This is a genomic window from Pseudoxanthobacter soli DSM 19599 (assembly GCF_900148505.1).
Lineage (GTDB): Bacteria > Pseudomonadota > Alphaproteobacteria > Rhizobiales > Segnochrobactraceae > Pseudoxanthobacter > Pseudoxanthobacter soli.
This window is the reverse complement of record NZ_FRXO01000002.1, coordinates 308,260-333,778: the sequence shown is the minus strand read 5'-3', so window position 1 is coordinate 333,778 and position 25,519 is coordinate 308,260. Positions and strand designations below refer to the sequence as shown.

The window sequence follows — 25,519 nt, the reverse complement described above, 5'->3', positions numbered from 1 at the left end:
GACCGGCAAAGAGACCCCCGGCAAAGAGCCCCTGGCATCATGCACCTCATCGCCACCACCGCCCGCGGCCTCGACGAGATGACGGCTGCCGTCGATCTCGGCCAGACGCCGGGCGACGTGGTGGTGATGTCATATTCGGACGGCGAGCTGACCGCCCTCGGCGCCGGCTGGGAGGCCTGGACGGCCGAGGTCAACTCGGAAGAGGCCCGTTCGGCGAAAACCGAACCGCGAGGGGCCCGGCGTCCTGCGCTTCGTCTCGTGCAGCTTGCCGATCTCGCCCATCCGATGTCGGTCGATCTCTGGATCGACCGCACCGCCCGTCACGCGCGCCTGATCATCGTCCGCATGCTCGGCGGGCTCGACTGGTGGCGCTACGGGCTTGAACGGCTCTCGGCCTTGAGCCGTGAGGCCGGCATCGCCCTCGCCGTGATCCCGGCCGATGGCCGCGACGATCCTCGCCTCGACGCGATTTCCACGCTGTCACCCGATCGTCTGGCCGCGCTGGCTGATTATTTCTCCGCCGGTGGCGCCGCCAATCTCCGCAGCCTCGCGCGCCGTCTTTGCGAGGACGCGGGCTTCGTCGTCCCGGCCGGAACCATCGCTCCACCGGCGCCGGTGCCGTGGGCGTCCGGCTATCACCCGAAGCGGGGCGCGTGCCCGCTCGACGACCTTGCGGCGGTGCTGCCGGCCGGTCGACCGGTCGTGATCGTGCTGTTCTATCGGGCGCTCTGGATCGCGGCGGACGTCGCGCCCGTCGACGCCCTCGTCGCGGCGCTGGAGGCGCGCGGACTTGCGGCCGCGCCGTTGTTCGTATCGAGCCTGAAGGATGCCGGCGCCTGCGCGTTCGTGCGCGAGGCGATGGAGCGGCTCTCTCCCGCCGCCATCGTCACCGCCACGGCCTTCGCCGCGGGCGACGAAGCGGCCGCGCTGTTCGAAGCGGCCGGCGTGCCCGTGCTGCAGGCGGTGATCGCCACCACCCGCAGGCAGGCGTGGGCGAAAAGCAGTCGCGGGCTCGGCGCATCCGACCTCGCCATGCACGTCGTGCTGCCGGAGATCGACGGCCGGGTGCTTGCCGGCCCCTTGTCGTTCAAGGACGAGGCTCCGACGGCCGCCGGCCCCGGCTTCACCGCCTTCCGCAATGTGCCGGAGCCGGATCGGGTGGCCCGCGTCGCCGGGCGCATCGCCGCGCTGGTGGCGCTGCGGGGCCTGCCGCCCGCGCGCAGGCGGGTCGCGATCGTGCTGCCCGATTATGCCGGCGTCTCCGGCCGCACCGGCTATGCCGTCGGCCTCGACGTGCCGGCGAGCGTGCTCGCGCTCTGCGACGATCTGGAGGCCGCCGGCTATGGAGCCGGCAACCGTCCCGCGACGGCGCGCGACCTCGTGGCGATGCTCGAAGGCCGGATGCCGGTGCCGGGTGAAACGCCCGCCGTCGCGCTCGCGGACTATGCCGCGTGGTTTGCGGGTCTCGATCCCGCATCCCGCGCTGCCGTGGAGGCGGCATGGGGGCCGCCGGAGGCCGACCCGGATGCGGTCGACGGCACGTTCCGCTTCCGTGGTTTCGTGGCCGGCAACGTCGCCGTCGCGCTGCCGCCGGACCGTGGCCGGTCTTCCGACCGCCGTGCGGACTACCACGACCCTGTGCTGCCGCCGCGCCATGCCCTGCTCGCGTTCGGGCTGTGGCTCCGTCGCAGCGCGGATGCCGTGGTGCACATGGGCGCCCACGGCACATTCGAGTGGCTGCCGGGCAAGGCGGTGGCGCTCACCGCCGGCTGCTTTCCCGACATTCTCCTCGGCGAAATGCCGGTGTTCTATCCCTTCATCGTCTCCAATCCCGGCGAGGCGGCCCAGGCGAAGCGCCGCGTCGCCGCGGTCACGCTCGGCCACCTGCCGCCGCCGCTGGTCGGTGCGGAACTCGATGGCCCGGCGCGCGAACTCGAACGCCTCGTCGACGAATACGCCATGGCGGACGGCCTCGATCCGCGTCGCCGCGACCGCCTTGCCGCGCTGATCGTCGAAACCGCCCGCGAGGCGCGTCTCGCCGGCGAAGCCGGTCTCGACGGGGCAAGCGATGCTGCCGATGCCCTGCAGCGCATCGATGCGTGGCTCTGCGACGTCAAGGAACTCGCGATCAAGGACGGACTGCACGTCTATGGCCGTATGCCCCGGGCCGGTGCCGAAGCGGACGATCCGGAGCGGCTGCGCTCCACCAACAACGAGCGGCAGGCGCTGCTCGCCGCGCTCGATGGCAGGCGCGTCGTTCCGGGCCCGGCCGGCGCGCCGGCACGCGGGCGGCGCGATGTGCTGCCGACCGGGCGCAACCTCGTCACCGCCGATCCGCGCGGCCTGCCGACCGAAACGGCGATGGAACTCGGCCGCCGGGCGGCCGACGAGATCGTGCGCCGCCATCTGCAGGAAGAGGGCGATTATCCGCGTGCGCTCGTCCTCGATCTCTGGGGCTCGGCGACGCTCAGGACCGGGGGTGAGGAGATCGCCATCGGACTGGCGCTCCTCGGCTGCCGGCCGTTGTGGGATCGGGCGACGGGCCGCGTCACCGGCATCGAGGTGCTGCCGCCCGCCGTGATCGGCCGGCCGCGCGTCGACGTTACCTGGCGGATCTCCGGCCTGTTTCGCGACCTGTTCCCGGCGCAGATCGCGCTGATGGATGCCGCCGTGCAGGCAGTCGCGGAGCGCGACGAGCCGGACGACGACAATCCGCTCGCCGCCAGCCGCCGTGCCGCGGCCACCGGTGACCCGTCGGCGTTGGTGCGCGTGTTCGGCTCGGCACCGGGCACCTACGGCGCCGGCGTCGAGGATGTCGTCGCCGCCGGTGCTTGGCAGGATCGCGGCGAGATCGGCCGGGCCTATCTCGCGGCATCGTCCCATGGCTTCGGCGCCGACGAGCGGATGGTGCCGGCTCCCGACGCTTTCGCCGAACGGGTGGCCTCGGCCGACGGTCTCGTCCATGTCGGCGACGACCCCGGCCGCGACCTTCTCGAAGGCACCGCGGATGCGAGCTTCCTCGGTGGATTCGCGGCAGCGGCCGAGGCGCTCGGCAACGCCGCTGCGCTCGTCGTGCTCGACACCACGGATCCGGCCCGCCCCCGCGCCCGGCCGCTGGGCGCGGCGCTCGCCCGCGTCGTGCGCGGCCGTGCGACGAGCCCGCGCTTCATCGCGGGCCAGATGCGCCACGGCCCGCGCGGGGCGGCGGAGTTCGCCGAAACCGTCGACCGCCTCGTTGCGTTCGCGGAAATGACGGACGCAGTCCCGACCGCGCTGATCGACCTCGTCCACGAGGCCTATGTCGCCGATCCCGTCGTGCGCGATTTCATCCTGCGGGAAAATCCGGCCGCCGGCCTTGCCATCGCCGGGCGGCTCGACGACGCCCGCCGGCGCGGCCTCTGGCATCCCCGTCGCAACGACGTGGAGCACGATCTCGCGCTGCTGCGGCGTGGCGCGAACGACGGAACGGCGCCGCGCGGAGGCGCTGCCGACGGCCGCGTTGCCCGGGCGGTGGCGTCATGACCCGGTCACCGTCTTTCCTTGCCAGCCAGTCTTCCGCTCTTGAGGCGGGAACGCCCGGCCCCGACACCACTGCGCCGTCGTCCGGAGCGCGCCGTGGCGCTTGTCCGGCCCTCGACCGCCCGATGATGACGGGCGACGGGCTGATCGCCCGCCTGATGCCGCGCTTCGGTGCCATCGGTCTCGAAGCCCTGGGGGCTGTGCTCGATGCCGCCGGCCGCCATGGCAACGGCATCGTCGAGATCACCCGCCGCGCCAGCCTTCAGGTGCGCGGGCTCGACGCGGCCGGCGCGGCTTCGTTCGCGGACGCGGTGCGCGCGCTGCCGATCGAGATTGCCGAGGCGCCTGCGATCCTGACGGACCCGCTCGCCGGCCTCGACCCCACCGCCGCTGTGGACCCGCGCCCGCTCGCACGCGGGATCGCAGACGCCGTTGCCGGGAGCGGTCTCGCGGACCGGCTCGCCCCCAAGGCCACATTGGTGATCGATGGCGGAGCCCGGCTCGGCTTCCCAACGGTGGCCGCCGATCTCCGGCTGTCGGCTGTTCCGGGACAGGCGGATGTCTGGGTGCTCGGTCTCGGCGGCCCCGCCCGCGACCAGACCGTCTTCGGCGCCGTTTCTGGAACCGCCGCCGTCGCGGCGGCGGTCGCCGTCCTGGAGCGGCTTGCCGCGCGCGGCCGCGCCGCCCGCGCGCGATCCTGGCTTGCCGAAGCCGGCGCCGTGGCGGACGCCGCGCGGTTGCTGGCGCCATTCCTGCTGCCGGTCGCCGCCGGCGCGGTCCAGCCCGGCATCATCGGGGGATCGCCGGCCGCAGCGCTGGCAAGCGCCGTCCCGGCCGGCCTGCATCCCGTTCGGGGCGGTCTCGTCGCGGTCGGAATCGTGCCGGCCTTCGGGGCCTGCACGGCCGGGGCGCTGGCGGCCTTCGTCCGGCGCGCCATCGGCCTCGGCGCGACCGAGGCCCGGCTTGCCGCCGACCACGGGCTGGTGATCGCCTCGCTCGGCGCAGATGCCGCCCGTGCGCTGGCGTCCCATGGCGAGGCGCTCGGCCTCATCGTCCGGCCGGACGATCCGCGGCTTTTCGTGGCGGCCTGCGCCGGTGCGCCGGGGTGCGCCTCCGCCCACTTCGCCGCTCGCGCGCTGGCCCCCGCGGTCGCGCAAGCGGCGCACGGTCGGCTCGGGCCGGATTTTTCCGTCCACCTCTCCGGATGCGCCAAGGCCTGCGCCGGCGGCGAGGCGGCGGCACTGACCTTCGTCGGCCATGAGGACGGCGTGGCGGTGATCGGGCCGGCCGGCTCCCTTTCCGGCCCGATCGCCGAGAGCGAGATCGTCGACGCGGTGCTGCGTCATGCGTGGTGAGGTCGTTGGCCGGCCGGCGGGGTCTTCCGGCGCCCGGAACGGCGAGAATTTGCCGGGGAGCGCGGCGCGGAAGTCCTTGCGTTGCCGGCGGCGTTCGCCTCTACCTTTTTCGGGTTTGATGCCGTCCGGGCCAGATCGGCCCCGATGGATGTCCTTGCATTTGCGGTCCGGAACGGTCTCCCCACACCGGGATGTCCCAGCCCCGGCGAACACATTCCGGACGCCGGCCGAACGGCCCGGCGTGGCCGAAGACAAGACTGAAAGCGCGTGATGGCCGACGGCTTCGACTATATCCGCGACGGGCAGGCGATCTATCGCCGTTCGTTCGCCATCATCCGGGAAGAGGCCGATCTGTCGCGCTTCTCGGCGGAAGAGGCCGACGTCGCCGTCCGCATGATCCATGCCGCCGGACTGGTGGAGGCCGCGCGCCATTTCGTGTTCTCGCCGGGCTTCGTCGCCGCCGCGCGCGGCGCACTCGAAGCTGGCGCGCCGATCCTGTGCGACGCCGAGATGGTTGCCCACGGCGTCACCCGCGCCCGGCTGCCGGCCGAGAACGCGGTGATCTGCACCCTGCGCGATCCGGCCGTGCCCGGGCTCGCCGCGAGCCTCGGCACGACACGCTCCGCCGCGGCGTTGGAGCTGTGGCGCGAGCACATCGCCGGAGCGGTCGTCGCCATCGGCAACGCCCCGACGGCGCTGTTCCACTTGCTCGAGCGGCTGGATGAAGGCTGGCCGAAGCCGGCGGCGATCCTCGGCATCCCGGTGGGCTTCGTCGGTGCGGCCGAATCCAAGGCGGCGCTTGCCGCCGACTCGCGCGGCGTGCCGTTCCTGATCGTCTCCGGCCGGCTCGGCGGCAGCGCCATGACCGCCGCCGCCCTCAATGCGCTGGCGAGGCCTGGTCTATGAGCGCGGCGCTCGAAACCGCGCCCGGGCGGCTCTACGGCGTCGGCCTCGGCCCCGGCGATCCGGAACTCGTCACCCTGAAGGCGGTGCGGGTGCTCGCCTCCGCCGACGTCATCGCCTGCTTCGCCAAGGCCGGCAATGCGGGCCGCGCGGCGACCATCCTCGCCAATCCCGCGCTCGCCGGCCACGTCAGGCCCGGTGTCCGTGTGCTCGCGCTCGATTATCCGGTGACGACGGAGATCCACCGCCATCACCCCGACTATCGCGCCGCCATCGCCGCCTTCTACGACAATGCGTCGGCGCGAGTCGCCGCCGCGCTCGATGCCGGCGACACGGTGGCGGTCGTCAGCGAGGGCGATCCGCTGTTCTACGGTTCCTACATGCACCTGCATGTGCGGCTGTCCGGCCGATACCGCACCGAGGTCATTCCCGGCGTCACAGCCTTCTCCGGCTGTTCCGCGGAAGCCGGCCTGCCGCTCGTCCAGGGCGACGACGTCCTCACCGTGCTTCCCGGCACGCTCGACGAGGATGATCTCGTGCGCCATCTCGCCGGCGGCGAAGCGGCGGTGATCATGAAGCTTGGCCGCAACCTGCCCAAGGTCCGCCGCGCGCTGATGCGGGTCGGCAAGCTCGAACGCGCGCTCTATGTGGAGCGCGGCACCATGGCGGACGGCGCCAGCCGCCGGCTCGTCGATCAGCCGGACGAAGGCGCGCCCTACTTTTCCCTCGTGCTGGTGCCGGGTTGGGAAGGGCGACCATGACGTCTCCGCTCTCCGGCTCCGAACTGTCGCCGCAGGCGGGCGGCCGGCTCGATGTCATCGGCCTCGGACCGGGTGACGCCGCGCTGGTGACACCGGCGACGAGCGCCGTGGTCGCCGATGCCGAGATCTTCCTCGGTTATGGACCCTATCTCGACCGGCTGACGCTGGCGCCCGGCCAGCGGTGCGAGGCTTCCGACAATCGCGAGGAACTGGATCGCGCGAAGGCGGCGCTGCGGCTTGCGGCCGAGGGCCGGCGGGTGGCGGTGGTGTCCGGCGGCGATCCCGGCGTGTTCGCCATGGCGGCCGCGGTCTGCGAGGCCGTCGAAGCCGGTCCGGCGGCCTGGCGGCAGATCGAGATCGCGGTTCATCCCGGCATCACCGCGGCGCTCGCGGTGGCGGCCCGGGCCGGCGCGCCGCTCGGCCACGATTTCTGCGTGATCTCGCTCTCGGACAATCTGAAGCCGTGGGCGCTCGTCGAAGCCCGGCTCAGGGCCGCCGCCGAAGCCGGCTTCGCCATGGCGCTCTACAATCCGATCTCCCGGGCAAGGCCCTGGCAGCTTGGTGCCGCCTTCGAGGCGTTGGGAAGCGTGCTGCCCGCCGATGTGCCGGTGATCTTCGGCCGCGCACTGTCCCGCCCCGGAGAACGGCTCTCGGTCAGCCGCATCGCCGAAGCAACCTCGGCCGCCGAGGCGTTCGGTGCCGATATGGCGACGCTCGTCATCGTCGGCAGCCGCGAGACGCGGGTGATCGATCGGCCCGGCCGGCCGCCGCTGGTCTACAGCCCGCGTTCCGCGGCGACGGTGGCGGAGGCCGCCTCGTGAGTGCCGCCGCGGTCGATCCAGCCGAGCGCCGCCTCCACATCGGTTGCGATCTCGGCCGGCGGCAGCGTCGGCCGTCCGATCAGGAATACCTCGATCCCGAGCGCACGCGCCGCGGCGATCTTGCCGTAGGTGGCCTCGCCGCCGCTGTTCTTGGCGACAACGGCGTCGATGCCGTGGGTCTCGAACAGCGCGCGGTCGTCCTCCTCCCGGAACGGGCCGCGGCCGAGCACGTAGCTCGCGTGCGGCACGGCGAGCGGCGGCTCCACCGGATCGACGCTGCGGACGAGATAGGCATGCTGCGGCGCATCCTCGAACGGGCCGAGTTCCTGCCGGCCGAGCGCCAGGAACGCCCGGCGCGGCCCGGTGCCGAGCGCGGCGACGGCCGCGGCGACGGAGGAAACCGGCCGCCAGCGGTCGCCGGGAACCATGGTCCAGGCCGGCCGTTCCAGCCTGAGCAGCGGCACGCGGGCAAGCCGGGCGGCCGCCACCGCATTGGCGGAGATGCGGGCGGCGAACGGATGGGTGGCATCGATCAGCCGGTCGATGCCATGCTCCGCCAGATAGGTCGCGAGGCCCTCGACACCGCCGAACCCGCCGGTCCGGACCGGCACGGGCTGGGTGAGCGGGGCAATGGTCCGTCCGGCGAGCGACAGCGTCGCCGCGATATCAGGGCGCATCGCCAGCCGCGCCGCCAGCTGGCGTGCCTCGGTGGTGCCCCCGAGCACGAGGAGGCGTGCGATGCCCTCTGACGTCGACACGATGACGGGACCTTCCGGTTCGATGATGTCTTCCGGATCGATTGCGTCCTCCGGATCTCTCCGGGCCGAAACCCGGCCGTCGGAGACGGCGGACAATGCCGCGCCGATGCGGTGGCTGTCCATCGTCGGCATCGGCGAGGACGGCGCCGCCGGGCTTTCGCCGGCTGCGCGGGCGCTCGTCGAGGGCGCGGAGATCGTGTTCGGCGGCCGGCGGCATCTGGCGCTCGCCGCTGACCTCGTGCGCGGCGAGGCGCGGCCGTGGCCGAGCCCGTTCACCGGGGCCATCGAGGCGGTCGCCGCCTGCCGGGGCCGTCGGGTCGCGGTGCTCGCCTCGGGCGATCCCTTCTTCCACGGCGTCGGCGCGAGCCTGATGCGCACGGTGTCGCCTGCGGAGATCGCCGTGATCCCGGCGCCTTCGGCGGCGAGCCTCGCTGTGGCGCGGCTCGGCTGGCCGCTGCACGACGTCACGGTCGTCTCCGTCCACGGCCGCGATCCGGATCTGATCCGGCCACACCTTCACCCCGGCCGGCGCGTCGTCGCGCTCACCTCCGACGGCACCGGGCCGGCACGGCTTGCCGCGCTCCTGACCGAGACCGGGTTCGGCCCGTCGCGGCTGACGGTGCTCGAAGCGCTTGGCGGTCCGCGCGAACGGGTGCGAACGGCGACGGCCGAGATGTTCGATCTCGAAGCCATCGACGGTCTCAACGTGGTGGCGATCGAGCCCGAGGCGCTTCCCGGCGCCCGCATCCTCGGCCGCGCGCCCGGCCTCCCCGATCGCCTGTTCGAGCACGACGGGCAGTTGACGAAGCGCGAGATCCGCGCGGTGACGCTCTCCGCACTGTCGCCCCGCCGCGGCGAACGATTGTGGGATATCGGCGCCGGTGCCGGCTCCGTGGCGATCGAATGGATGCTCGCCGATCCGAGCCTTTCGGCGATCGCCGTCGAGGTCGTTCCCGAACGGGCCCAGCGCATCGCCCGCAACGCCGCGGCCTTCGGCGTGCCCGGGCTGAAGATCGTGACGGGCGAAGCCCCCGCCGCGCTCGCGGGGCTGGAGCCGCCGGACGCGGTGTTCATCGGCGGCGGCGCCAGCGAGCCCGGTGTGATCGAAGCGGGCATCGCCGCCCTCGGCCGTGGCGGCCGGCTCGTCGTCAACGCGGTGACGCTCGAGACCGAGACGCTGCTGATCGGTTTCCACGCCCGGCTCGGCGGCGAACTCGTGCGCCTGTCGGTGGCCCGCGCGTCACCGGTGGGCGACATGACGGCGTGGCGGCCGGCAATGCCGGTGACGCAATGGAGCTGGGTTGCCGGCTCGGCGACGGGGACGGGTTCGTGAAGAAGACGCGTGGCGCAAGCAGGGCAGGACTGGTCGCCGGTGTCGGCGGACGTCGCGGCGTGGCGGCGGCGGATGTCGCGGCGGCGCTGAACGCGGCGCTGAAGCGGGCGAACCGCAGCCTCGGGGCCGTCACCGTCGTGGCGACGCCGGCCGCCAAGGGGCTGGAGCCCGGCATCGTCGAGGCGGCCGCCGCATTCGGCCTGCCTCTGGTCGCGGTGGCGGATGCGGGCCTCGCGGCGGTGTCCGGCCAGACGATGACGCAGTCGCCGCGCGTGGTGGCGCTGTTCGGCGTGCCTTCGGTGTCGGAAGCCGCGGCCCTCGCCGCCGCCGGCGGTGGCGCGCGGCTGCTTGGCCCCAGAATCGCCGTCGGCGGGGCGACCTGCGCGCTGGCGGAAGTCGTCGCCAGCCCGCACGGCGCGGGTGACGCGTCCGCGGCCGGCGACGAAGGAGGCGAGGCGTGACGGTCCATTTCATCGGTGCGGGTCCCGGCGCGGCGGATCTTCTCACCCTGCGCGGTCGCGACATTCTCGCCCGCGTGCCGGTGTGCCTCTATGCCGGTTCCATCGTGCCGCGCGAGATGCTGGCCCATTGCCGCCCGGATGCGCGCCTCGTCGATACCGCGCCGATGAGCCTCGACGAGATCGAGGCCGAATATGTCGCCGCCGCGCGCAACGGCGAGGACGTCGCCCGGCTTCATTCCGGCGACCTCTCGGTCTATTCGGCCGTTGCCGAGCAGATCCGGCGGCTGGAGCGCCACGGCATCCCCTATACGCTGACCCCGGGCGTGCCCGCCTTCGCCGCCGCCGCCTCGGTGCTCGGCCGCGAGCTGACGGTGCCGGAAGTGGCGCAAAGCGTCGTGCTCACGCGGGTCTCGGGGCGGGCTTCCGCGATGCCGCCGGGAGAACGGCTCGCCGATTTCGCCGCGACCGGCGCGACGCTCGCGATCCACCTCGCCATTCATGCGCTCGACCGCGTGGTCGCGGACCTGACCCCGGTGCTCGGTGCCGATTGCCCGGTGGCCGTGGTCGTCCGCGCCACCTGGCCGGAGGAGCGCGTGCTGCGCGGCACGCTCGGCGACATCGCCGCGCGGCTCGCCGCCGAACCGGCCGAGCGCACCGCCCTGATCATGGTCGGCAAGGCGCTCGGCGCGTCCGGCTTCCGCGACAGCGCGCTCTACGATCCCGATTATCGCCGTCGCTTCCGCGGCGGGGAGGGGGCGTGATGGCGGGCCCGCGTGGGCCGGGATTTGCTCATGCTATTGAACGGGCAACCGTTTCCCGTCGTTCGGAAAGCGCTCTAGAGCATATCCCGTTCAGATCGAACCGATCTGAACGACAAGGATATGCTCAAGCTTTTGAAGCTGGAGCGATTTCTTGTCGATCGGATGATTCCATCCGATCGGAAAGCGCTCTAGCCGCCGCTGCGAAACGGCGCCCGGCCGATCAGCGAGCCGGTCCGGTCGAACACCACCACCTCGATTGCGATCGGCAACCCGGCGAGGGTCGCCTCCGCGGTCGCGCGGGCGGACTCGGCAATGGCATCGGCGAGCGCGATGCCCTCGGCGGCGGCGTGGCCGAACGCCTCCAGCACCGTGTTGGCACCGGTGATCCGTGTCGCCAGCGCCGCGGAGCTTCCGGCCTCGACGGCCACCGCCGCGAGCGCGCCGAGGTCCGCCTCGCCCCGCTTCGAATGCAGGTCGAGCCGGCCCTGCGCCAGCTTGGTGATCTTCGCCGGCCCGCCCGCGATGGTGAGCCGCGGCACCGGATGGGTCTTGAGATATTTGAGCAGGCCGCCGACGAAATCGCCCATGTCGATCAGGGCCATGTCGTCAAAGCCGTAAAGCGCGCGCACCGCCGCCTCGGAGGTCGAGCCGGTGCTGCCGGCGATGTGGCCGAGCCCTGCGGCCCGGGCGACATCGACGCCGCGATGGATCGAATGGATCCACGCCGCGCAGGAATAGGGCACCACGATGCCGGTGGTGCCGAGCACGGAAAGCCCGCCGACGATACCGAGGCGGCCGTTCAGCGTGCTCTCGGCAAGACGCTCGCCGTCGAGGATGGAGATTTCGATATCCGCGTCCGGCGGAACGGCGAAGGCCGAGGCCACCTCCGCGATGGCCGTGCGCATCATCGCGCGGGGAACCGGGTTGATCGCCGGCTCGCCCGGCGGTATCGGCAGCCCCGCCCGGGTGACGGTGCCGACGCCGGCGCCCGCCGCGAAGCGCACGCCGGCGCCCTCCACCCCGCGCGCGACGGAGGAAACCACGACGGCGCCGTGGGTGACGTCCGGATCGTCGCCGGCATCCTTCACCACCGCCGCGACCGCGCGGCCGTCGGGCTCGAAGCGGTGAAAGGCGAGCGCGAACGCGACCTCGCGTCCGCCCGGCAGGGTTATGGTAACCGGATCGGGAAAGGTGCCGGTCGCAAGCGCGGTAAAGGCGGCCTTGGTCGCCGCCGTCGCGCAGGAGCCCGTCGTCCAGCCCGGCCGGAGCGCGCGGCCGGATCCGTCGCCGTCCGACGCGGCATGCGGGTTGCCGTTCCCGCCCTCGATCAGGGCCGGCCGGTCGCGGTTCGCAGGGGCACCGGTGCGCGTCATGGCGTATTAGATAGCGTGCGGAGGCGGCGATGAACACGGCTGCGCCAAAGAAGCTGCCGGCCCCGCGCCACGATGAACCGATGGCCGCCCGGCGGCCGCATGCCGAACCTGTGGATAGCTGCACTTTGAATACCAGGGATGCGATCGCGACCTTGCTGGGTGGGCTGCCTGTATTCCGCCCGGGCGAAGTCTGGCTCGTCGGTGCGGGTCCGGGCGATCCGCGCCACCTCACGCTGGAAGCGGTCGCTGCGCTCGCATCCGCCGATGCCGTGGTCCACGACGCCCTCGTCGATCCCCGCGTGATGTCGCTCGCCCGTCCGGAGGCGGAGCGCGTGTTCGCGGGCAAACGCGGCGGCAAGCCCTCCGCCGTCCAGGCCGATATCGCCGCGCGGCTCGTTGAACTCGCGCGTGCCGGCAGGCGCGTGGTGCGGCTCAAGGGCGGCGATCCGTTCATGTTCGGCCGCGGCGGCGAGGAGGTGGAAACCCTGCTCGCCCACGGCATCTCCTGCCGGGTCGTGCCGGGGGTGACGTCCGGGCTTGCCGGTCTCGCTGCGGCGGGCATTCCGGCGACGATGCGCGGCATCAATCAGGCCGTGGTGCTCGCAACCGGCCACGGCGGCATCGGCCAGGAGGCGCCGGACTGGGGCGCGATCTCGGCGACGGGCTTGCCGCTGGTGCTCTATATGGCCATGAAGAACCTGCCGGAGATCGTCGCCGCGCTGATCGCCGGCGGGCGCCCGGCGGAAACACCGGCGGCCATCATCGCCGCCGTCGCGACGTCGGCCGAGCGCGTGCTCGTCTCCCGGCTGGACCGCATCGTGCCCGATGCACTGGAGGCCGGCATGGAACCGCCGGCCATCGTGGCGATCGGCGACATCGTTGCCCTGCGCGAGCGGCTGGCGGCCGGGCTGCTGCCGTTCCGCCTTGCGGGTGACGACGCCGGGACATCCGACATCGGAGCGGCATCATGAACACCGCCGGCCTCCCGGTGCCCGGTCTCGTCATTGCCGCGCCGCGCTCCGGCAGCGGCAAGACAACGGTGACGCTCGGTCTCCTTGCGGCGCTCACCCGGCGCGGCCTCAGGGTCGGGGCCTGCAAGGCCGGCCCGGACTATATCGATCCGGCGTTCCATGCTGCGGCCACCGGCCGGCCGGGCGTGAATCTCGATAGCTGGGCGATGACGGCCCCGCTGCTCGACGGCCTCGCGGCGGAAGCCGGCGAGGGAGTCGATCTCCTGATCTGCGAAGGGCTGATGGGGCTGTTCGACGGCGTCGCCCCCGGCGCTTCCGGCGACGGGTCGACGGCGTCGCTCGCCGCGCGGTTCGGCTGGCCCGTCGTGCTGGTGCTCGACGTCTCCGGGCAATCGCAGTCCGCCGGGGCGGTGGCCAAGGGGTTCGCCACCTTCCACCCGGATGTCCGGGTGGCGGGCGCCGTCCTGAACCGGGTCGGCAGCGACCGTCATACGCGCCTCGCCGGGGCGGGTCTCGCCGCCGCCGGGGTGCCGGTGTTCGGCGCGCTGCCCCGTCAGGCGGGTCTGGCCGTTCCGGAACGTCATCTCGGCCTCGTTCAGGCGGAGGAAGTCGATGGGCTCGATGCCCGCCTCGCCGCGATGGCCGATCTCGTCGAGGCGCATCTCGATCTCGATGCCATCGTGGCGGCCGCCGGGGCAACGGCCTCGCCGCGGACGACGGCGCCCGCGACCGCAATGACGCCCCCGGGGCAGCGCATTGCCATCGCCCGCGACCGGGCGTTCTCGTTCGTCTACCCCCATGTGCTCGAGGGGTGGCGGCGGGCGGGCGCGCAACTCCTGCCGTTTTCACCTCTCGCCGACGAGGTGCCCGATCCGGACGCGGACGTGTGCTGGCTACCGGGCGGCTATCCCGAACTGCATGGCACGGCGCTCGCCGCGGCTTCCCGCTGGAAGGCCGGAATGCGGGCCTTCGCGGCATCGAAGCCGGTTCATGGCGAGTGCGGCGGCTACATGGCGCTGGGCGAGGGGATGATCGATGCCGACGGTTGCCGTCACGAGATGCTCGGCCTCATCGGCCTCGTCACCAGCTTCGCCGCGCGCCGCCTCAATCTCGGCTACCGCCATGCGGTGCTCGCCGCAGACGGCGTGCTCGGCCGTGCGGGCACGGCGGCGCGTGGCCACGAGTTCCACTATGCGAGCGTGGTGACCGCCGGCGACGATGCGCCTTTTGCCCGGGCGTCCGGCGCCGATGGCACCGACCTCGGCGCCATCGGGAGCCGGCGGGGCAACGTCACCGGCTCGTTCTTCCACGTCGTCGCCGTCGCGTGAGGCGCGCCGGCGTTCAGAACGCGAAGCCCGCCTGCGAGGCGAGTTCGGACAGCGAGCGCATCGGCCGCGGGCCGACCTGACCGATCACCTCCGCGGCGCACAGGCCGCCGAGCGAGGCGCAGCCGGCAAGATCGAGCCCGCGGGCGAGACCGAACAGGAAGCCGGAGGCATAGAGATCGCCCGCGCCGGTCAGGTCGACGACGCTCTCGATTGGCGTCGCCTTGACGTGGTGGGTCTCCTCGCGCGTCACGGCGAGCGAGCCTTCCGCGCCGAGCGTCACCGCGGCAACCGCGCAGTCCTGCCGCAGCGCCTCGATGGCGGTGGCGATGTCGGCGGTCTCGTAAAGCGCCTTCAGTTCGTGCTCGTTGGCGAAAACGATGTCGACGGTGCCGGTGCGGATCAGCGACAGGAACTCAGCTCGGTGCCGGTCGACGCAGAACGAATCCGACAGCGTGATCGCGACCTGCCGGTCGTTGGCATGGGCGATCGCGGCGGCGCGGCGGAAGGCCTCCTTCGCCGCCGGCGGATCCCACAGGTAGCCCTCGAGATAGGTGGTGGCGGCGGCGCCGATGGCGTCCGCGTCGGCCTCGACGTCCGCGACCGTCAGGGACTGGCAGGCACCGAGATAGGTGTTCATGGTGCGCTCGCCGTCGGGCGTGATCAGGATGATGCTGACCGCGGTCGGCGCGCCGCCTTCGAGCGGCTGCGTCGCGAAGGCGATGCCGAGGCTCGACAGGTCGTGAGCATAGGCGCGGCCGAGATCGTCGGCGGCGACCTTGCCGATATAGGCGACGTTGCCGCCCAGCGAACCGACGCCGAAGGCGGTATTCCCGGCCGAACCGCCGGACATCCGAACGACCTGGCCGAGGCGGCCGTAGATTTCCGTCGAGCGCGCGGCGTCCACCAGCCGCATCTCGCCCTTCACAAGACCTTCCCGCACGATGAAGTCGTCGTCGACGCGTCCGAGCACGTCCACGATGGCATTGCCGATACACAGCGCGTCGAGGCGAGGGGAAGTCATTGCGGCGAAAGTCCTCTTGGAAGGGCATGTCGAAAGGTTGGAGCGCTTTCCGATCGGATGAACTCATCCGATCGACCAGAAATCGCTCCGGATTCAAAACCTTGAGCATATCCTTGTCGTTCAGACCGGTTCGATCTGAATGGGTTATGCTCCGGGGCGCGCGGACCATGCCCCGGAATGCGGGCGTTGAAAAGCGTTTCCTGACCGGAATGGGCCCCGATGCTGGAAGGATGGCGTCGCGGCTGCTGCGGCCTATATTCGGCTCGCCGGCCCCGTGTGGCTCATCGTGCCGGCCACGCTCGAACCGGATCGAGCTGACCGGATGGAGCCAGACCGGATGGAAAGATGACCCTGCCCGACGGCCTGTTCCACGCCGACCTGCACGTCCACTCGAAATATTCCCGCGCCACCAGTCGCGATCTCGACCTCGAGCACCTCGCCTGGTGGGCGGCGCGCAAGGGCATCGCGGTGGTCGGCACCGGCGATTGCGTCCATCCGGCGTGGCTTGCGGAGATCAAGGCCAAGCTGGTGCCGGACGGGCACGGGCTGTTCCGCCTGAAGCCGGAGATCGAGACCGAGATCTGGAAGACGCTGCCGGCGATCTGCCGGCGGCCGGTGCGCTTCATGCTCTCGACCGAGATCTCCACGATCTACAAGAAGGGCGACCGCACCCGAAAGGTGCACCACCTGATCTACGTGCCGGATCTCGCCTCCGCAGACCGGCTCGCGGCGAGCCTCGGCCGCATCGGCAACATCGCCTCCGACGGGCGCCCGATCCTTGGCCTCGATTCCCGCGATCTCCTTGAAGTCGCGCTGCAGTCCGGCCCCGGCTCCTATCTGGTGCCGGCCCATATCTGGACGCCGTGGTTCGCCGCGCTGGGCTCGCAGTCGGGTTTCGATTCCATCGCCGAATGCTACGGCGACCTCGCGCCCCACATCTTCGCGGTCGAGACCGGGCTTTCTTCCGACCCGGCGATGAACTGGCGCGTCTCGTTCCTCGACCGCTACCGCCTCACGTCCAATTCGGACGCGCATTCGCCCGGAAAACTCGGGCGCGAGGCGACGCGCTTTTCCTGCGCGCCGGACTATTTCGCCATCCGCCGGGCGCTCGAAACCGGCGAGGGCTATCACGGCACGGTCGAGTTCTTCCCCGAGGAGGGCAAGTATCACATGGACGGGCACCGCAACTGCGGCGTCCGGCTCGACCCGAAAGAGACCATCGCGCTTGGCGGCCTCTGCCCCGTCTGCGGCGGGCGCGTCACGGTCGGTGTCGCCCACCGGGTGGAGATGCTGGCCGATCGCAGCGAGGCGGAAGCGACCCCGCCGGAAACCGCGGGTGAGGCGGCGAGCCTCGTGCCGCTGCCGGAAATCCTGTCCGAGATCGTCGGCGGCGGTGTCGCCACCAAGGCGGTCGCGGCCGCCTATGACCGTGCGACCGCCACACTCGGCCCGGAGTTGTCGCTCCTGGACGAGGTGCCGCTCGAAGACGTGGCGCGGGCCAATCCCCTGCTCGGCGAGGCCATCGCGCGGCTGAGGACCGGCAGCGTGATCCGCGATGCCGGCTATGACGGCGAATATGGTGTGATCCGCCTGTTCGGCGACGGCGAGCTCGACGGCCTGACGAAGGGGGCGCTTTTGTTCGACGCGCCCCTCCGCCGCCGCGCGAAGAAGACGGCGGCGGCCGTGCCCGGCCCGCAGGAAGGCGCGGAGAGCCATCCGGCGCCGGCTCCGGCGGCTCCATCCGGCCGCAGCGGCCTTCTCGCCGCCCTCGACGAGGATCAATGCCGCGCGGCCGAGGCCGCCGGCCCGCTCGTGGTCGTCGCCGGGCCGGGCTCGGGCAAGACACGGATGCTGGCGCATCGCATCGCTCACCTCGTCGCCGAGCGGGGTGTGCCCGCCACGTCGTGCCTCGCGGTCACCTTCACCCGGCGGGCCTGCGAGGAACTGCGCACCCGCCTCGCCGCGCTCCTCGGCCGCCGCGCGGGGACGGTCGCCGTCCACACGTTCCATTCCCTCGGCCTCGCGATCCTCAGAAGCCACGGTGCGGCGCTGGGCCTCGGCCCGCAGTTCCGCGTCGCCGATGCGGCTGCTTGCGCCGGGCTGCTGGCTGAGGAGATGGGCCTGAAACCGGGCGAGGCGGCGCGGCTCGTCAAAGCCTTGTCGGTCGCCCGGCGCACCGGCGAGATCGGCGACGCCCGCACGGCGGAGGCGCTCGCCACCCTGCGCCGGCTCGGCCGTGAGCACGGCTTCGTCGATGTCGACGATCTCGTCGCGCTGTCGGCCGAACTCCTCGAAACGGACGCGGCCTGTGCCGCCATATGGCGGCAGCGGTTCGCCCACATCGCGGTGGATGAGTTCCAGGACATCGACGCTGGGCAATACCGTCTGGTCCGCCTGATCGCGCCTTCCGGCGACGGCCTCTGCGCGATCGGCGACCCCGATCAGGCGATCTACGGCTTTCGAGGTGCCGATGCCGCCTGCTTCGCCCGCTTCGCCGAGGACTATCCGGCGGCCGGGACGGTCCGGCTCGCCCGCAACTATCGCTCCTCGGGAACCATCGTCGTGGCCTCGACCCAGGCGCTCGGTGGCGGCGATGCGCAGGCGATGCGGCCGCCGGGCGAGGCCGTCGGCCTTCATGTCGCCGAGGACGAGCGCGCCGAAGCGGCGTTCGTCTCCGAGACCATCGAAGGTTTGCTCGGCGGTCACGACATGCTCGCCGCCCACGCCGGCAAGCCCGGCCGCAGGAAGGGCGGGCCCTCCCTCGGTTTTGCCGATTTCGCCGTGCTCTACCGCACGGACCAGCAGGCGGCGGCGTTGCGGGAGGCCTTCGACAAGGCCGGCATTCCCCATGCCAAGAGTTCGCCGGCCCCGATCGCCGGCCATCCAGCGGTGCGCGCCGTGCTCGCGGCTCTGGAAGAGGTTCCCGCGGCCGATCTCCCCGCCGGGATCGCCGCTGCGGTCGAGCGGGTGAGGGGGCAATCGGTGTCGGCTGACGACGTGACCGGTGCCACCGGGCATATCGACGCCGCCGGACTTGCCGAGGCGAGGGCCTGGCTCGATCACCTCGCCGCGTCTGATGCGGTCGCCGGCGACGCGGCGCGCTTTCGCGAGCAGGTCGCGCTCGCGACCGAGGCGGATTTCCACGATCCGAGGGCCGACCGCGTGTCGCTCCTCACCATGCACGCCGCGAAGGGGCTGGAATTTCCGGTGGTGTTTGTGGTGGGGCTCGAGGCCGGCCTGATGCCGTTCTCGTTCGACGGCGGCATGCCCGACCCGGCCTCGGCGGCGGAGGAGCGGCGTCTGCTCTATGTCGCGATGACGCGGGCGAAGGATCGGCTCTATCTCAGCCGGGCGTCACGGCGCGGCGGGCGCGAGCCGTCGGCGTCGCCCTTCCTCGCCGCCATCGATCCGGCTCTCCTCGCGCCCACGGCCGGGACGCGCCGAAAGCCGCGTGCCCGGCAGTTCAGCCTGTTCTGACCCGAGCGGCCGGGCCGAGAGGTCCGGCAGGCCCTCAGGGTAGCATCTCGTAGGTCACCCAGGTGGTGGCCCGCGCCAGCTGGTCGTAGAGCGCGCGGGCGGAGGCATTGTCCTGCGCCGTGAGCCAGCTCACCTGAGGCCAGCCGCGCTCGCGGGCGACGGTGGCGACCGCCTCGATCAGCTGGCGCGCGATGCCGCGCCCGCGGGCCGAGGGATCGACGAACAGGTCGTCGAAGAAGCCGATGTCGCAGCCGCGCAGCGGGTCCGGATAGGGCCGGAAATGCGCGAGGCCGACGAGGGTGCCATCGGCATCCTCGGCCGCGAGGCCTTCCTCGGGGTGGCCGGGGTCCATCAGCCAGCCCCAGGTGCGCCCGAGGATCTCGTCCGTCATCGGCACCGCATAGAAGGCGGCATAGGCGCGGTAGAGCTTTTCCCAGCCCTCGCGATGCCGGGCGGCCATCGGAACGATGACCGCCGGGGCCCTCCCGGGCGCGCCGCTCATCGGAACAGCGTGTTCTTGGCGAGCTGCAGGATCTCGTCGCCGCGGCCGTTCATGATGGCGCGGGCGGCGTAGAGGCTGAAGCCGATCGCCTGTTCCGCCTTGATCTCCGGCGGCATGACGAGTTCCATCCGGTCGGTCACGACATCGACGAGCGCGGGGCCGTCATGGGCGAAGGCCTTTTCCAGCGCCGGGCGAACGTCCGCCGGGTCCTCGGCGCGGATGCCGAGGATGCCGAGCGCCTCCGCCATCTTGGCGAAGTTCGGGTTCTTCAGGTCGGTGCCGAACGGCAGGAAGCCGGCGGCCTTCATCTCCATGTCGACGAAGCCGAGCAGGCCGTTGTTGAACACCACGATCTTCACCGGCAGGCCGAGCTGGCTGACGGAGATGATGTCGCCCATCAGCATGGTGAAGCCGCCGTCGCCGGACATCGACACCACCTGCCGGCCCGGGAAGGCCGCCTGGGCACCGAGCGCCTGGGGCATGGCGTTGGCCATCGAGCCGTGGATCAGCGATCCGATCAGGCGCCGCTTGCCCTTCAGGTGCAGGTAGCGCGCCGCCCAGACCGTGGTCTCGCCCACGTCGCAGGTGAACACCGCATCCTCGGCCGCCACCTCGTCGATCATGCGGGCCAGGAACTGCGGATGGATCGGCTTCGAGCCGGCCTTGCCGGTGGCGAGGTCGTCCAGGCCCTTGCGCGCCTTCACATAGTGGTCCTGCGCCTTGCGGAGGAAGGCGTCGTTCGTCTTCGGCTTCAGCTTCGGCACGAGGCGGCGCAGCGTCTCGCCGACATCGCCGACGAGGCCGAGATCGAGCCGCGTGCGCCGGCCGAGATTTTCCGGGCGGATGTCGATCTGCGCCACCTTGGCGTCGCTCGGATAGAACTGGCGGTAGGGGAAGTCGGTGCCGACCATCAGCAGCAGTTCGGCATCGCGCATGGCGTGGTAGCCGGACGAGAAGCCGATGAAGCCGGTCATGCCGACATCATAGGGGTTGTCGTGCTCGACATGGTCCTTGCCGCGCAGGGTATGGACCACCGGCGCCTTCAGCGCGCCGGCAAGCGCCACGACCTCGTCGTGGGCACCCTCGCAGCCCGCGCCGCACAGCATCGTGATCGAATCCACGCCGTTCAGCAGGTTCGCGAGGCGGTCGAGTTCGGCCTCCGGCGGCACGACGACCGGCGGCGCGACCTCGGTCCACGACACGCTCGATCCGGCCTCGGCCGTCGAAAGCGCCACGTCGCCGGGGATGACGATCACCGCCACGCCCTGCTTCTGGATCGCGGTGCGCATCGCGATCTCGATGGCGCGCGGCATCTGCGACGGGCTGGAGACCAGCTCGCAATAGTGGCTGCACTCGCGGAACAACTGCTCCGGGTGCGTTTCCTGGAAGTACCCCGAACCGATTTCCGCGCTCGGGATGTGGGCCGCGATGGCCAGCACCGGCGTGCGGGTGCGGTGGCAGTCGAACAGGCCGTTGATCAGGTGCAGGTTGCCCGGGCCGCAGCTGCCGGCGCACACGGCAAGCTTGCCGGTGAGCTGGGCTTCGGCGCCCGCGGCGAACGCCGCCACTTCCTCGTGGCGGACATGCATCCATTCGACCTTCTTGCTGGTGCGCAGCGCGTCGGTGAACCCGTTGAGGGAATCCCCGACCACGCCCCACACCCGCTCGACACCCGCCGCTTCCAGCGCCCCGGCCAGAAGGTCGGCTACACGCAATCCCGCCATCGTCAAACCTTTTCGCTTCGGCTCGGGGTGCCGGGGCTTTCAGCCGCCCGGCCCCCTGCTGTCATTTCACGGTCGGCCGGCGGCACGGAAACGGCGCCGGCCAGCTTGTTCAGGCGGCGACATAATCCCGGTATTCCGGGTTCCACATCGTGGCGTCGACCTTCGCGGCGATGGTGTCGTCGTCCGCCGCAGCCACGAGTCCGTCCTTGATGGCCGCCTTTGCGACCGCGATGGCGATCGCGCGCGACACGGCGCGGATGTCGCTGAGCGGGGGCAGCAGCACCGGCACGCTGCCGTCGCCTCCGGTGTTGGCATCCGCAAGCGCACGCGACGCAGCCATGAACATCCCGTCGCTGACGCGGGGAATGCCGAGGGCGAGGATGCCGAGGCCGAGGCCCGGGAAGATGTAGGCGTTGTTGGTCTGGGCGATCGGATAGAGCTTGCCGTCATGGGGCACGGGCTGGAACGGGCTGCCGGTGCCGATGATCGCCCGCCCGTTGGTCCAGGCGAGCACGTCGGCAGGCTGGGCCTCGCAACGGTTCGTCGGGTTCGACAGCGGGAACACGATCGGCCGCTCCACCGTCGCCGCCATGGTGCGGATGATCTCCTGGGTGAAGATGTCCGGCTGGCCGGTGACGCCGATGAGGATCGTCGGCTTGGCGTTCTTGACCGTCTCGAGGAACGAGAACTTGCCCGGAACGGCGCCCGCCGGCCACGCGGCCAGGTCGGCGGCGGTGTGGGCGAGCTTCGCCTGGAACGGCCACAGCCCCTGCTGGGTGTCGAGCACCAGGCCCTCGCGATCGATCATGTAGAACCGCGACCGCGCTTCCTTCGGATCGACGCCGTCCTCGACCATGAGCTGGATCATCTGCTCGGCGATGCCGCAGCCGGCCGAGCCGGCGCCGACCACCACCACGCGCTGGTCGGAAAGCGGCCGGCCGGACACCTTGACCGCCGACAGCACAGTGCCGACCACCACCGAGGCCGTGCCCTGCACGTCGTCGTTGAACATGCAGAGCTGGTCGCGATAGCGCTCCAGGAACATGGTGGCGTGGTTCTGCGCGAAGTCCTCGAACTGCAGCAGCACGTTCGGCCACTTGCGCTTCACGGCGGCCACGAACGCATCGACGAACGCGACATATTCGTCGCCGGTGATGCGGCGGTTGCGCCAGCCGATATAGAGCGGATCGTCGAGCCGCTCCTGGTTGTTGGTGCCGACATCGAGCGTGATGGGCAGGGTATATTCCGGCGCGATGCCGCCGCAGGCGGTGTAGAGCGAGAGCTTGCCGATCGGGATGCCCATGCCACCGGTGCCCTGGTCGCCAAGGCCCAGAATGCGCTCGCCGTCGGTGACGACGATCACGCGCACGTCCTGATCGCTGACGGCCTCGAGGATCGTGTCGATCGAATCGCGCAGCGGATAGCTGATGAACAGGCCGCGGGGACGGCGATAGATTTCGCTGAACTTCTGGCAGCCGAGACCGACGACCGGTGTGTAGACCATCGGCATCAGGTCGGTGACGTTTTCGACCATGAAGCGGTAGAACAGCGTCTCGTTGGTGTCCTGCAGCGCGCGCAGGTAGATGTGGCGTTCCAGATCCGTCGTCTTCTGCTGGTAGGCATCCTTCACGCGCTCAAGCTGGGTCTCGATCGTCTCCACCGACGGCGGAAGCAGCCCATGCAGCCGGAATGTCGTGCGTTCGGAATCGGAGAAGGCGTCCGCCTTGTTGAGGAGCGGCGTGTCGATCAGTTCCTGGCCGTGGAACCGGGTCGCGTCGATCTTTTTGGTCGTCATGCGAACACCTTGGGCGCTAGTGGCGAGCAGAGGAAACAGTCGGCGGGAAACGAGAGAACGGAACGGCAGCGCGTCTTCAGGAAAATGGCCCGGTCACGTCGATCAGCACGCTGCACGTGCAATAAACATGTCTGCATGAAGCCGCGATTTCTTTGTGTCGGATGCATTCCGACGCATTGTCATCGCTTTGTCAGCATTCGGACCGGGATATAAATGCGTCAGGCCGTTCCCTTTGGCTTGGGCTGAGCGCAAACAGTTTCATGCGCCTTATGCATCGTTCAGATGCACAGGATAGGCGGGCTTTTCAACGGAAATCAAGTTGCCACTCGTACAATGAACTATACGAAGGTTTATCTTCGTCTCCCGAACCCTGAGGTTGCGCTGCCGAAAGGCTGCCGGCAAAGGGACGGGGCAAAGAGGAACGGGCCTCCCTGGATGAGGCCCGCCCCGGAGTGGCGAGGGCGTCAGGCCGTCAGCGCCGCGAGCGCGCGCGCGATTTCCGCAGCGAGGCGCGCATTGTCGAGGATGAGGGCGATGTTCGTCCTGAGGCTGCTGCCTCCCGTCAGCGCATTGATGCGGGCAAGCAGGAAGGGCGTCAGTTCCTTGCCGCCGATGCCGCGCTGCGCCGCCTCCGCCACCGCCGCTGCGATGGTGCGTTCGATCTCATCGCCGGGCAGGGCATCGGCCTCGGGCACAGGATTCGCGATGAGGATGCCGGCGTGGAGGCCGAGGCTGCGCTGGGCGGCGATCACGGCGGCGATCGCGGCCGGATCGTCGAAGCGGGCATCGACGGGCGAGCCCGAATCCCGGGAGAAGAACGCCGGGAACGCATCCGTGCGGTAGCCGAGCACCGGCACGCCGCGGGTCTCGAGATATTCGAGCGTCTTGGGGATGTCGAGGATCGACTTCGCGCCGGCGCACACCACCGCGACCGGCGTGTTGCCGAGCTCCTCCAGATCTGCCGAGACGTCGAAGGTCGTCTCCGCGCCGCGGTGGACGCCTCCGATGCCCCCTGTGGCGAAGATCGCGATGCCGGCTCGCGCAGCGATCAGCATGGTGGAGGCCACGGTGGTGCCCGCGGTGCCCCGGCGGGCGGCGATCACGGCGAGGTCGCGTCGCGACGCCTTCACCACGTCCTTCGCCGCGCCGATCCGCTCCAGGGTCGCGTCGTCGAGCCCGACCTTGATGCGTCCGTCGACGACCGCGATAGTGGCCGGCACCGCGCCGGCCTCGCGAACCGCCGCTTCGACCGCCCGCGCGGTGGAGACATTGTCCGGGAACGGCATGCCGTGGGTGATGATGGTCGATTCGAGCGCCACCACCGGCTCGCCGTGCGCGAGTGCGTCGCGGACGTCGTCGGCGATGTCGAACCAGGGATGGGGCGGCTTCGTCGTCATCATGGATGTCCTTGCTGTAGCGGATCCGGATCGGAGCCCGGTCCGGGCACATCGTCTTCGTCTGCGGCGATCAGGGCGGGGGAGAGACCGGGCGCGACGCTCGCCTCGCTCGCCACCGTCAGGGCTGCGGCACGCGCGCCGGTGCGGACCGCGGCGAGGAGCGGGACGCCCGCGAGAAGCCTGGCGAGGGTGACCGCGATCAGCGCGTCGCCGGCCCCGGTGACGTCCACGACCTCGGCCGGGACGGCGGCAACGTGATGGCAGCCGTCGCCGTCGGCCACGATCAGCCCGGCCTCGCCGAGCGTGAGAACCACGGCGCCGGCCCCCGTCGCGACGAGACGGCGGGCGCAGTCTTCCGGCGGCAGGTTTGCGCCGTCCGCCACCATCGCCCCCGCTTCGTCGGCATTGAGGAACAGCACGTCAAGGCCCGTGAGATCGGTTGGCAGCCGGCGCGACTTCGCGACCGAGACGGCATCGGCCGCCAGCCGGAACCGGCCCGCGCGCCTGAGTGCGAACACGGCCGCGATCACCTCCGCCGGCATGTTGGTGTCGAGGAAGATCCAGGCCGTGCGCGTCAGCACCGGTGCGAGCCGTTCGACCTCGGCCGGCGTTACCGTCTCGAAGACAGCCATGTCGGCGAGCCCGGTGAAAAGCCGTCCGGCCGGATCGAGCACCGCGACATATTCGGCGGTCGCAGCCCCCGGGCGCACCAGCGCGCGGCTGACGTCGATGCCGGCCTCCTTCGCCGCCGCGAGCAGGGCGTGGCCGGCCTCGTCGTCGCCCACGGCGGTGACGAGCGTGGTCTCCACGCCGACCCGTGCCAGCACCTCGGCGACGTTGCGGCCGACGCCGCCGAACGCGCGCCGGCTCGTCACCGGGTTCGACGTGCCGGGCAGCACCGGCCCCGCGGCGCGGTACTTGCGGTCGATCACCGCGCCGCCGATCACCATGACTGCGGGGCGCGGCGCCGGAACATAGGCGCGGCCGAGCAGGTAGCCCTTGCGCACGAGCTGCGCGATGTAGGTCGCGATTGTCGAGCGGCCGAGCCCCAGCGCCGCCGCGAGGTCCTGCTGCGACACGAACGGATCGGCCTCGATCCGTGCCAGAATCGCGCGCTCCGGTTCGTTCAGGGCGTCGGAAGACTGCGACATGAAGGCGGGGCCTCTCGGCGGATCGGGCGAAAGCGGCGTCTCTCAACATTTATTGGGAGAACAGACAAAAGTCTAGACAGCAATCGTCCCGCTCGGAGGCCGCCTTGA

General features: G+C 71.2%; 19 protein-coding genes. 11 read left to right on the top strand and 8 right to left on the bottom strand.

The features are described from left to right. Positions 1–39: 39 nt before the first annotated feature. The 5 genes from cobN to BUF17_RS05935 all read left to right on the top strand — a co-directional run bounded on the left by cobN (position 40) and on the right by BUF17_RS05935 (position 7,359). Complete coding sequence (cobN, locus tag BUF17_RS05955) at positions 40–3,522, top strand: cobaltochelatase subunit CobN (protein ID WP_073626561.1); 3,483 nt, start codon at positions 40–42, stop codon at positions 3,520–3,522. Continuing rightward, a complete protein-coding gene (cobG, locus tag BUF17_RS05950) occupies positions 3,519–4,874 on the top strand; it encodes a precorrin-3B synthase (protein WP_073626560.1) in 1,356 nt (451 codons plus the stop codon). The genes cobN and cobG overlap by 4 nt, the downstream gene beginning before the upstream one ends. A 270-nt stretch (positions 4,875–5,144) precedes the next feature. After that, positions 5,145–5,780 carry a precorrin-8X methylmutase gene (locus BUF17_RS05945; protein WP_073626559.1) on the top strand — a complete coding sequence of 212 codons (636 nt, stop codon included), beginning with the start codon at positions 5,145–5,147 and terminating at the stop codon, positions 5,778–5,780. Beyond that, positions 5,777–6,538, top strand: coding sequence for a precorrin-2 C(20)-methyltransferase (locus BUF17_RS05940; protein ID WP_073626558.1), 762 nt, complete (start codon positions 5,777–5,779; stop codon positions 6,536–6,538). Before BUF17_RS05945 ends, BUF17_RS05940 begins: the two co-directional genes overlap by 4 nt. Continuing rightward, positions 6,535–7,359, top strand: a complete 825-nt coding sequence (locus tag BUF17_RS05935; RefSeq protein ID WP_073626557.1) for a precorrin-3B C(17)-methyltransferase — start codon at positions 6,535–6,537, stop codon at positions 7,357–7,359. Before BUF17_RS05940 ends, BUF17_RS05935 begins: the two co-directional genes overlap by 4 nt. Here the strand turns inward: BUF17_RS05935 and BUF17_RS05930 are convergent. Beyond that, a complete protein-coding gene (locus tag BUF17_RS05930; RefSeq protein ID WP_084564236.1) occupies positions 7,314–8,240 on the bottom strand; it encodes a cobalt-precorrin-6A reductase in 927 nt (308 codons plus the stop codon). The genes BUF17_RS05935 and BUF17_RS05930 overlap by 46 nt on opposite strands. Here BUF17_RS05930 and cbiE point away from each other — a divergent pair. Genes cbiE through cobM form a run of 3 tightly spaced genes read left to right on the top strand, consistent with a single transcriptional unit; the run spans position 8,224 to position 10,672 of the window. After that, positions 8,224–9,450, top strand: a complete 1,227-nt coding sequence (cbiE, locus tag BUF17_RS05925) for a precorrin-6y C5,15-methyltransferase (decarboxylating) subunit CbiE (RefSeq protein ID WP_244530778.1) — start codon at positions 8,224–8,226, stop codon at positions 9,448–9,450. The two genes, BUF17_RS05930 and cbiE, sit on opposite strands and share 17 nt — an antisense overlap. Next, positions 9,447–9,911, top strand: a complete 465-nt coding sequence (locus BUF17_RS05920) for a cobalamin biosynthesis protein (RefSeq protein WP_244530777.1) — start codon at positions 9,447–9,449, stop codon at positions 9,909–9,911. Before cbiE ends, BUF17_RS05920 begins: the two co-directional genes overlap by 4 nt. Next, entirely contained in the window at positions 9,908–10,672 is a 765-nt protein-coding gene (gene cobM / locus BUF17_RS05915) for a precorrin-4 C(11)-methyltransferase (RefSeq protein ID WP_073626556.1), read from the top strand. Before BUF17_RS05920 ends, cobM begins: the two co-directional genes overlap by 4 nt. A 188-nt stretch (positions 10,673–10,860) precedes the next feature. Here cobM and BUF17_RS05910 read toward each other — a convergent pair whose 3' ends face one another. Continuing rightward, a complete protein-coding gene (locus BUF17_RS05910) occupies positions 10,861–12,045 on the bottom strand; it encodes a cobalt-precorrin-5B (C(1))-methyltransferase (protein WP_084564119.1) in 1,185 nt (394 codons plus the stop codon). Positions 12,046–12,170: 125 nt separating this feature from the next. On the opposite strand from BUF17_RS05910, the gene cobA reads away from it, so the two are divergent. Next, positions 12,171–13,016 (top strand): uroporphyrinogen-III C-methyltransferase, encoded by an 846-nt coding sequence (gene cobA / locus BUF17_RS05905; RefSeq protein WP_244530776.1) that lies wholly within the window; start codon positions 12,171–12,173, stop codon positions 13,014–13,016. Beyond that, entirely contained in the window at positions 13,013–14,344 is a 1,332-nt protein-coding gene (locus BUF17_RS05900) for a cobyrinic acid a,c-diamide synthase CobB (RefSeq protein ID WP_073626555.1), read from the top strand. Before cobA ends, BUF17_RS05900 begins: the two co-directional genes overlap by 4 nt. A gap of 13 nt (positions 14,345–14,357) precedes the next feature. Here BUF17_RS05900 and BUF17_RS05895 read toward each other — a convergent pair whose 3' ends face one another. After that, the gene (locus BUF17_RS05895) at positions 14,358–15,365 is read right to left on the bottom strand and encodes an adenosine kinase (protein WP_073626554.1); all 1,008 of its coding nucleotides are present in this window, start codon (positions 15,363–15,365) and stop codon (positions 14,358–14,360) included. A gap of 345 nt (positions 15,366–15,710) precedes the next feature. Between BUF17_RS05895 and BUF17_RS05890 the strand changes: the two genes are divergently transcribed. After that, positions 15,711–18,842 (top strand): UvrD-helicase domain-containing protein, encoded by a 3,132-nt coding sequence (locus BUF17_RS05890; RefSeq protein ID WP_073626553.1) that lies wholly within the window; start codon positions 15,711–15,713, stop codon positions 18,840–18,842. 34 nt (positions 18,843–18,876) lie between these two features. On the opposite strand, the gene BUF17_RS05885 is transcribed toward BUF17_RS05890, so the two are convergent. The 5 genes from BUF17_RS05885 to BUF17_RS05865 all read right to left on the bottom strand — a co-directional run bounded on the left by BUF17_RS05885 (position 18,877) and on the right by BUF17_RS05865 (position 25,411). Continuing rightward, positions 18,877–19,344: a GNAT family N-acetyltransferase gene (locus tag BUF17_RS05885; RefSeq protein ID WP_084564117.1), complete on the bottom strand. Its 468-nt coding sequence runs from the start codon at positions 19,342–19,344 to the stop codon at positions 18,877–18,879. After that, the gene (gene poxB, locus BUF17_RS05880; RefSeq protein ID WP_073626551.1) at positions 19,341–21,068 is read right to left on the bottom strand and encodes a ubiquinone-dependent pyruvate dehydrogenase; all 1,728 of its coding nucleotides are present in this window, start codon (positions 21,066–21,068) and stop codon (positions 19,341–19,343) included. Before poxB ends, BUF17_RS05885 begins: the two co-directional genes overlap by 4 nt. Before the next feature lie 109 nt (positions 21,069–21,177). Further along, complete coding sequence (locus tag BUF17_RS05875; RefSeq protein WP_073626549.1) at positions 21,178–22,863, bottom strand: NAD-dependent malic enzyme; 1,686 nt, start codon at positions 22,861–22,863, stop codon at positions 21,178–21,180. A gap of 464 nt (positions 22,864–23,327) precedes the next feature. Beyond that, entirely contained in the window at positions 23,328–24,260 is a 933-nt protein-coding gene (locus BUF17_RS05870) for a pseudouridine-5'-phosphate glycosidase (protein ID WP_073626547.1), read from the bottom strand. After that, entirely contained in the window at positions 24,260–25,411 is a 1,152-nt protein-coding gene (locus BUF17_RS05865) for a carbohydrate kinase (protein WP_073626545.1), read from the bottom strand. Before BUF17_RS05865 ends, BUF17_RS05870 begins: the two co-directional genes overlap by 1 nt. Positions 25,412–25,519 lie beyond the last annotated feature (108 nt).